Annotated in this window: 6 protein-coding genes; 1 reads left to right on the top strand and 5 read right to left on the bottom strand. The window is 51.6% G+C overall.

Features of this window, described 5'->3' with window-relative positions; all coding sequences use genetic code 11:
- The 4 genes from AC2FNV_RS19490 to AC2FNV_RS19475 form a co-directional block, all read right to left on the bottom strand.
- Positions 1 to 310, bottom strand: a 310-nt coding sequence (locus tag AC2FNV_RS19490) for a histidine phosphatase family protein (RefSeq protein WP_496774183.1), incomplete at its 3' end; no start/stop codon positions are given.
- Positions 311 to 312: 2 nt separating this feature from the next.
- The gene (locus AC2FNV_RS19485; protein WP_170606165.1) at positions 313 to 1,386 is read right to left on the bottom strand and encodes an ABC transporter ATP-binding protein; all 1,074 of its coding nucleotides are present in this window, start codon (positions 1,384 to 1,386) and stop codon (positions 313 to 315) included.
- Positions 1,383 to 3,599, bottom strand: a complete 2,217-nt coding sequence (locus tag AC2FNV_RS19480; protein ID WP_170606167.1) for an ABC transporter permease — start codon at positions 3,597 to 3,599, stop codon at positions 1,383 to 1,385. Before AC2FNV_RS19480 ends, AC2FNV_RS19485 begins: the two co-directional genes overlap by 4 nt.
- Positions 3,600 to 4,625 carry an ABC transporter substrate-binding protein gene (locus AC2FNV_RS19475; RefSeq protein WP_170606168.1) on the bottom strand — a complete coding sequence of 342 codons (1,026 nt, stop codon included), beginning with the start codon at positions 4,623 to 4,625 and terminating at the stop codon, positions 3,600 to 3,602.
- 332 nt (positions 4,626 to 4,957) lie between these two features.
- Here AC2FNV_RS19475 and AC2FNV_RS19470 point away from each other — a divergent pair, with 332 nt between their 5' ends.
- A complete protein-coding gene (locus AC2FNV_RS19470) occupies positions 4,958 to 5,989 on the top strand; it encodes a hydroxyacid dehydrogenase (protein ID WP_170606170.1) in 1,032 nt (343 codons plus the stop codon).
- Positions 5,990 to 6,293: 304 nt separating this feature from the next.
- Here the strand turns inward: AC2FNV_RS19470 and AC2FNV_RS19465 are convergent, their stop codons facing one another.
- Positions 6,294 to 6,689 (bottom strand): hypothetical protein, encoded by a 396-nt coding sequence (locus tag AC2FNV_RS19465; protein ID WP_170606172.1) that lies wholly within the window; start codon positions 6,687 to 6,689, stop codon positions 6,294 to 6,296.
- Positions 6,690 to 6,895 lie beyond the last annotated feature (206 nt).

Below are 6,895 nucleotides of genomic sequence, written 5' to 3'. Positions count from 1 at the left end.
GTGCGGCAAAAAACGCATCCGCAGCCGCTTCGAACTGACCGATTGGCAAAAATCCAGTCGCACTGCGATCGTTCTCGCCCAAGCGATGATCGGAATTCGGCTTTAGATTATGCATTCGCGCAAGAACTGAAGCCGTCTCAAGTGCCTTGCGCTCGCAGCTAGACCAGATCGCGCCAACCGACGACATCACGCTGGATCTCGCAAACGTCTTTGCGCGTTCAAGGCCGAGGTCGCTCAGCCCCCATTCGGTGATCGGCGAACCCGGCGTGACGACAACTTCTGGGTGAGAAATGACTATAAGCTTGCCCAAGATTATCCGCCCGGCAGCAAGACAGGTCCACGCTCAGCAAATGAAATTTTGATAGCAGTCCCCGTTTCAAGTGGGTCGTCCACATCGTCTTGCACCGCGAAGACCTGCCCGAAAGTTCCTTTTAATGTGTACTCCATCCGGACGCCCACATATGTGGCCTTGGCTACTTCTACGGTGATGCCGGCGTCAGAGCCAATTACAATCCGGGAGGGGCGCACCGCCAAAGTAGCTGGTCCTTTGCTCAACCCGCGAGCTGGTAGTCTATGCCGATACCCTTCGATTTCAATTGTGGCCTGATCACGTTCAACTGATACGATGCTGCAATTGATCAGGTTCGCTTCACCGATAAAATCTGCCACGAATCGGTCTATTGGGGCATCGTAAAGCTGCCGCGGCGTGCCAATTTGAGCGATGGAGGCGTTGCGCATAACGACAATTTCGTCTGAGACGGCAAGGGCCTCCTCTTGGTCGTGGGTCACGTAGACGACCGTCAGGCCAAGGTCTTGTTGAATTGCTCGGATGTCTTCACGCACTTGCCGGCGGAGCTTCGAGTCAAGATTCGACAATGGTTCATCAAAAAGCAGGACTTGCGGTTCCAGCACCAAGGCCCGGGCTACCGCGACGCGTTGTTGTTGCCCGCCAGAAAGCTCGCTGGGCAATCGACCCTCGAATCCCTTCAAACCAACGAGATCCAACCCATACAACGCACGCGACCGAGCCTCACCTTTGTCATATCCGGAGAATGTCAGCCCGTACATGACGTTCTCTATTACGCTCATGTGGGGAAAAAGGGCATAGGACTGAAATACCATCGATACGTCGCGATCAGTAGCAGGCAGTCTTGTCACATCGCGGTCGCCTATCAGGATGCGACCGGAACTGGCCATCTCCAGCCCCGCGATCATTCGGAGAGTCGTAGTCTTGCCGCACCCCGATGGGCCCAGCAGCGTGACCAGTTTTCCTGCTTCAACTTTTAGGTCGATGTTATCAACTGCGACCACATCTTTCCCGAATACTTTCGAAACACCCTCAAACACCACCGGAGCAGCCTTGCTTGCAATCTTTTGATCAGTCATGTCGTTTTCTCTGCCCCGAGTTGTGTGCGCCGTCCAATCTGAACGCGGCCGACGAGAATCTGCAAAAACCCGACAGCCGCTAGCATGACAAAGATCAATGTGGTCGAGTAAGCGATAGCAAGTCCGTAGTCGTTGTTTTCGACCCGCCCAATAATATAGCTGGTCGCCATATCGTACTCGGCAGACACTAGGAAAATTACTGCCGAAATGGCCGTCATGGCGCGTACAAAGCTGTAGACGAGCGCGGCTAAGATTGCTGGCCTAAGTAGCGGGAGGATTACCCGTCGGAAAGTCTGCCAGGAGTTGGCTCCGAGCGTTAACGAGGACTCGTCCAAAGACTTGTCGAGCTGTGACATGGATGCGATGCCCGCCCGCACGCCAACCGGCATGTTGCGGAATATGAAGCTAACCACAAGGATTACGCCTGTCCCAGTGATTTCTATCGGCGGTACGTTGAATGCCAAGATATAGCTGACGCCGATGACCGTCCCAGGAATAGCGAAGGACAGCATAGTTCCGAATTCGAAAGCATTCTTGCCTGCAAAGCTTTGCCTTGTAAGCAGGTAAGCAGTCACCAACCCGACCGCGGCCGTCAATGGTGCCGCGATTGCAGCAATGGTGATGGTTGTCCAGAAGCTGTCCCAAGCAGCCCCTGTCCAGCGAATCCCCTCTTCTTCAAATCGAACAGAGAAGGCTGTCACATAATGCTTAAGTGTCAGCGAGTTGTTGACACCCCAAAGTTCAACAAGACTACCGTAGATGATCATCCCATAGACTATTGCTGTAAACAGCGCCCATGTCAGTGCGATAGCTAACACCGGAATGGCCAGACCGTTCGGCATCAACGGATGGACACCTGCGTCTCCTTTGCCGGACACGGTTGTGTAGCTCTTCTTTCCTAACCAAGCCCGCTGCGCATAAAAGGCGGACAGTGTGAAGAACAAAAGAACCATGGCCAGCACTGCAGCTCGACCTTGATCGTACTGAGCGCCAACGATGGCGAAGAAAATTTCGGTCGACAAAACGTCGAAATTGCCACCCAGAACCAGTGGGTTTCCGAAATCCGCCATGGATTCGATAAAGCCGAGAAGAAAGGCATTTGCTAAACCCGGGCGCATCAATGGCAAGGAGACCGTTTTGAAGGTCTGCCACCGGTTCGCACGCAATGTTTGTGCAGCCTCCTCCATCGAGGGGGACACACCTTCGACAACGCCAATCAGGACAAGGAAAGCAATTGGTGTGAAGGCAAGGGTCTGCGCAATCAGCACTCCCGGCATCCCGTAGAGCCAACGAGTGGGCTGAATACCGAAGAGCTCGGCAAAGAAAACAGTGACTGACCCGGAAAGACCAAACAACAGGATTAATGCCAGCCCAATCACGAAAGGCGGCGTGATGATCGGTAAGACCGTAAGCGCTCGCATTCCCCTTTTGAAGCGGAACCCCGACCTTGTGACGACCAATGCAAAACACAAACCGAGCGAAGTCGTTATTATCCCAACCAGAATGGCAAGAAAGAGTGAATTCCAAGCGGCCCCGCATTTTGCGCCGGCAAAACAGCCCAGCCCCCAGAGTCGATTATCAAAGAACTTCGACGCGAATACCGATACGGAATAAGTCCCGTCCTCTGTTATGAATGCCGAAAACAGCATGTTGGCAATCGGGTAAAACACAAATGCAGTTACAATTGTAATCACGCCTCCGATTGCACTAACGACGAAAACATCACCGTTGATCGCGCCGCGTGCCGCGATTCCTTGGGTAAGCAGGAACAGAAACGCCGACGCGCAAATCATGGCGCCGTATCCCATTCCGAATTGACGGATCTTCGGCTCTCCGAACAATGCGTTCAGCCATTCGAAGTTAAAGCCCCTGATGCCTATCGAGAAGCCTTGTGCAATGAGCCAGCCAAAACCCAAGGCACCTGCTAAGACCAGAATACGTGCGTATCGAGGATCGGACTTTGGCCTGTTCAGCACAAGTAGCGGAAGTACTAACGGGATTAGCAATGGCGCAAGCCACAGCTTCTCGGCTTGTCCTATCAAAAAGAGGGCTGGAGCATAGTCCTCATCAAACGGATAGCCATCCACCAACCACGCGAATGACCAAAGCCCATCTTCTACCATGTACCATGGCAGAAGGCAGAAGCCGACCCACCCAGCGATGATCCAGAAGATTAGCACTGGGTGGGCTGTTATTGTCTTTTCTTCAGTCACTTACTGAGGCAGAACCGAAACCTCTTCGTCCCACTTCTGTAGCAGCCGCTTGCGTTCGTCTGACGAGCCGTATTTCTTGAAGTCATAGTCGATCAGTTTGATCTGGCTCATGTCAGGCGCACTTTCGGATGTCTCGGCACCTTTGTTGGATGGCACCTGGAACGCGTTGACCTGCAGTGCCAAATTCTGAGCGTCAGTGCTAAGCGCCCAGTCATAGAATTTCTTGGCTTCTTCTTCGTTGCGCGCACCGTCGATGATCGACATGGAACCGATCTCGTATCCCGTGCCCTCACACGGCGCAACGACCTTTACCGGGAAACCCGAGACGGCTTGCTTAACTGCGTCGTGCATGAAGACAATGCCGATGGTGTTTTCACCGCGTCCCGCTGCCTTTATCGGAGCAGAACCAGACTTTGTATATTGGTTAATATTGGAGTGCAGGCCTTTCATGAATTCAAAGCCTTCGTCCTCACCGAATATCTGCACCATCGAAGCCAATGTCGTGTATGCGGTACCCGAAGAATTCGGGTTCGCCATCTGCACATGACCTTTATATTCAGGCTTCAGTAGGTCTTTCCAACATGCGGGTTCGGGCAGGTTGTTAGCAGCGAGCAAGTCGGAATTGTAACCGTAACCCAACGCGCCGGAGTATATTCCGATCGTCTTGTTGCCTGCACTTTCGGCCTGTGAAATTGCCCAGTCATGAAGTTGATCGCGCATCGGCGACATATACTCCATTGTCAGGCCCTCTTCAGCGGCTTGAAGATGCGGGTCTCCCGTTCCTCCCCACCAGACGTCACCTTTCGGATTTGAGCTTTCAGCACGAATTTGGGCAAATGTCTCACCAGAAGATTTACGAGTCATGTTTACGTCGATCCCCGTTGCGTCTTCGAAGCTTCGCGCCATCAGTTGGCACCAATCTTCCTGGGCCGAGCAATACAGTGTAAGCTTGTCAGCTTGAGCGGCGCTGAGTGATGCTGAGAGTGCAACTAGTGACCCAGCCAATGTCATTGTTGTTCTTTTCAAGACTTTTCCTCCCTTAGTATCGGATCGGTATTTAGCCCAACCCATTTATCGCCAATGGAGGTTTGCATTTCCGGGCATTCTTATCGGACACAGACTTGGCCCTGTTCCCCCGTGGCGGGGTCAATCACACCATTGATCTCTCTTTCCTGCAAGAAAATTACAAATCTCTTAAATTTGCAGTGCTCCGAAAATTTGGAGACCAACCGCTACTTTGCGTACTCACATGGCTCAAAACTGTCTTGGAGGGTACTAGTCTTGAAAGTCAGGTTACTCTCTACGGAATCGTTTATAGAGTGTGGTGATGAATACCGATTTACGTTGGGGGCGTTTGAGTGACGAAACAATCTAAACCGTTAGTGATTTGCGCTCCCGAACCGCGCAGCCTTGATTTGATATTCACGCCTGAGAAGTTGTCAGAACTACGCGCACGCTATGAGTTGCACGAAACTGAAGCAGACGCCGTCGCTGGGCTTGGCGAAGCCTTACTTGCAAATACCCGATACGTACTGGGTCAGCCGCCGATACCTTCCGAAGCTCTCGCAAAGATGAGTTCGCTGAAGGCGGTTTTTAACGTAGAATCGAACCTTTTGGATAACATGCCTTACGAAGAGATATTCAACCGGGGCATCTATGTACTCACAACCGGCTCAGTCTTTGCCGTACCAGTGGCGGAGATTGGACTCGGTTTCGCACTCGATCTCGCAAGGCAGATTAGCCAAGCTGATGCCGATTTCCGATCGGGAAGGGAACTCTGGGGCGGAGATGGCAATTCCTCCGCTCGGCTTTTAACGGAGGCTGACATAGGATTGATCGGTTTTGGGGACATCGGCCGAGCACTCCACCGCTTGCTCGTGGGTTTCCGGTGCAACGTCAGAGTCTTCGACCCATGGCTACCAAATTCAGTTCTTGAAGATCACCAAGTTATCCCAGCCGACCTCATTGAGGTTTTAACCGAGTCTGACTTTGTTTTTGTGCTTGCCGCAGCTACAACCGAGAACCGCGGATTGATTGGGGAAGAAGAATTTGCAGCAATGCGACCGTCGGCAGCCTTTATTCTTTTAAGCCGAGCAGACGTGGTCGATTTTGAAGCCATGCTAGACGCGATAGAGCGGAACCACATAATTGCAGCCTCCGATGTTTGGCCCGACGAGCCTCTGCCATTTGATCATAGAGGGCGCTCGTTACATGGTCTTATCAAGTCGGCGCACCGCGCCGGCGCCATAGACACTGCATTCAAAAAGATGGGTGATATGGTTCTCGAGGACATGGCCTTGATTGACCAAGGTCTGCCACCCATTCGTTGCAAACGCGCGGAAAGAGAAACTGCGGGTCGCATGCGTTCTAAGCCGGTGGCAAGAAATTAATTTCAGGGCGGTATCCGAAAAATTAGATGCGGGGGCAGATGGCTTTTGTAGCCAAGGTCAGCTTCGTCCGCAACTCGGTCATAGCCGTATTTTTCGCCAGTGTCTGGTCTGAGTCAAAGCAGCCGTTGACGCCGGGACCCGTTTATAGGTCCAGAACCTAGGATGAGCCTGTATTGTAGTTTTAGGTGACATATTTTTGGGTCACTTTCTATGTTTGAACGATTGACCCAACTTTATCATTTTGAGTTTCGGTGCTCGAATTGGCACCAGCGTTACAAACTGAATTTGTAACACACGAGGCAGTCTAAATATCTGGAAAATTGGAATAAAAAAATCTCAGATCACGCACAAGGTTTCTGATCGTGCCGTCTGAGACGTTCCAGTCTGACGCCATTCTCTGAATTACATTATTTGATGCGTTTTCTTGCTTTCGAATGTGGTTAATTGGCTCAATTCTTTGAGCATCAGCAAAAGCATCATTCAGTTTAATCAATTGGCCATTTTGATTGGGAACTTGACCCCGTTTTAAGTACTCAATCATTTGAAGACCCGCAGCAATTATCTGCGCCAATTGAAGCCTTTTTCCACCAGGAATTTTCATTTTTGCGGCGGCTTTTAGGTCAGGTTTTCTGGCTCCGGAGATTATGTGCGACAGCGGCAGCCGTATGTCGGGTGGCACATCGGTGTTTGTATCTGCCAACAATTCTGTCAGTGGTTCAGGGTCACCAAAGTCAAAACAATCGAGCGCAACGATCCAAGCGAATGCAGAAAAAAAACGGTTCGATTTTTCGATGTCCTTCTTCCAGTGTTTCTGTCGACCACCGGGTGGCATTAACCATTCGAGGCCTCGGGGCGTCAGTATTTGTGCTGGCCCAACGCCCAAAACATTCAGTTCGAGTTTGCTAT

It is taken from the genome of Ruegeria sp. BHSA163 (assembly GCF_059613365.1).
Note: the sequence above shows the minus strand (reverse complement) of the source record. Positions and strands in the feature narration are given on the sequence as shown.

Excerpts from the sequence above, each read along its gene's own strand:
- AC2FNV_RS19485 (WP_170606165.1), bottom strand. The coding sequence starts at position 1,386 with ATGACTGATCAAAAGATTGCAAGCAAGGCTGCTCCGGTGGTGTTTGAG.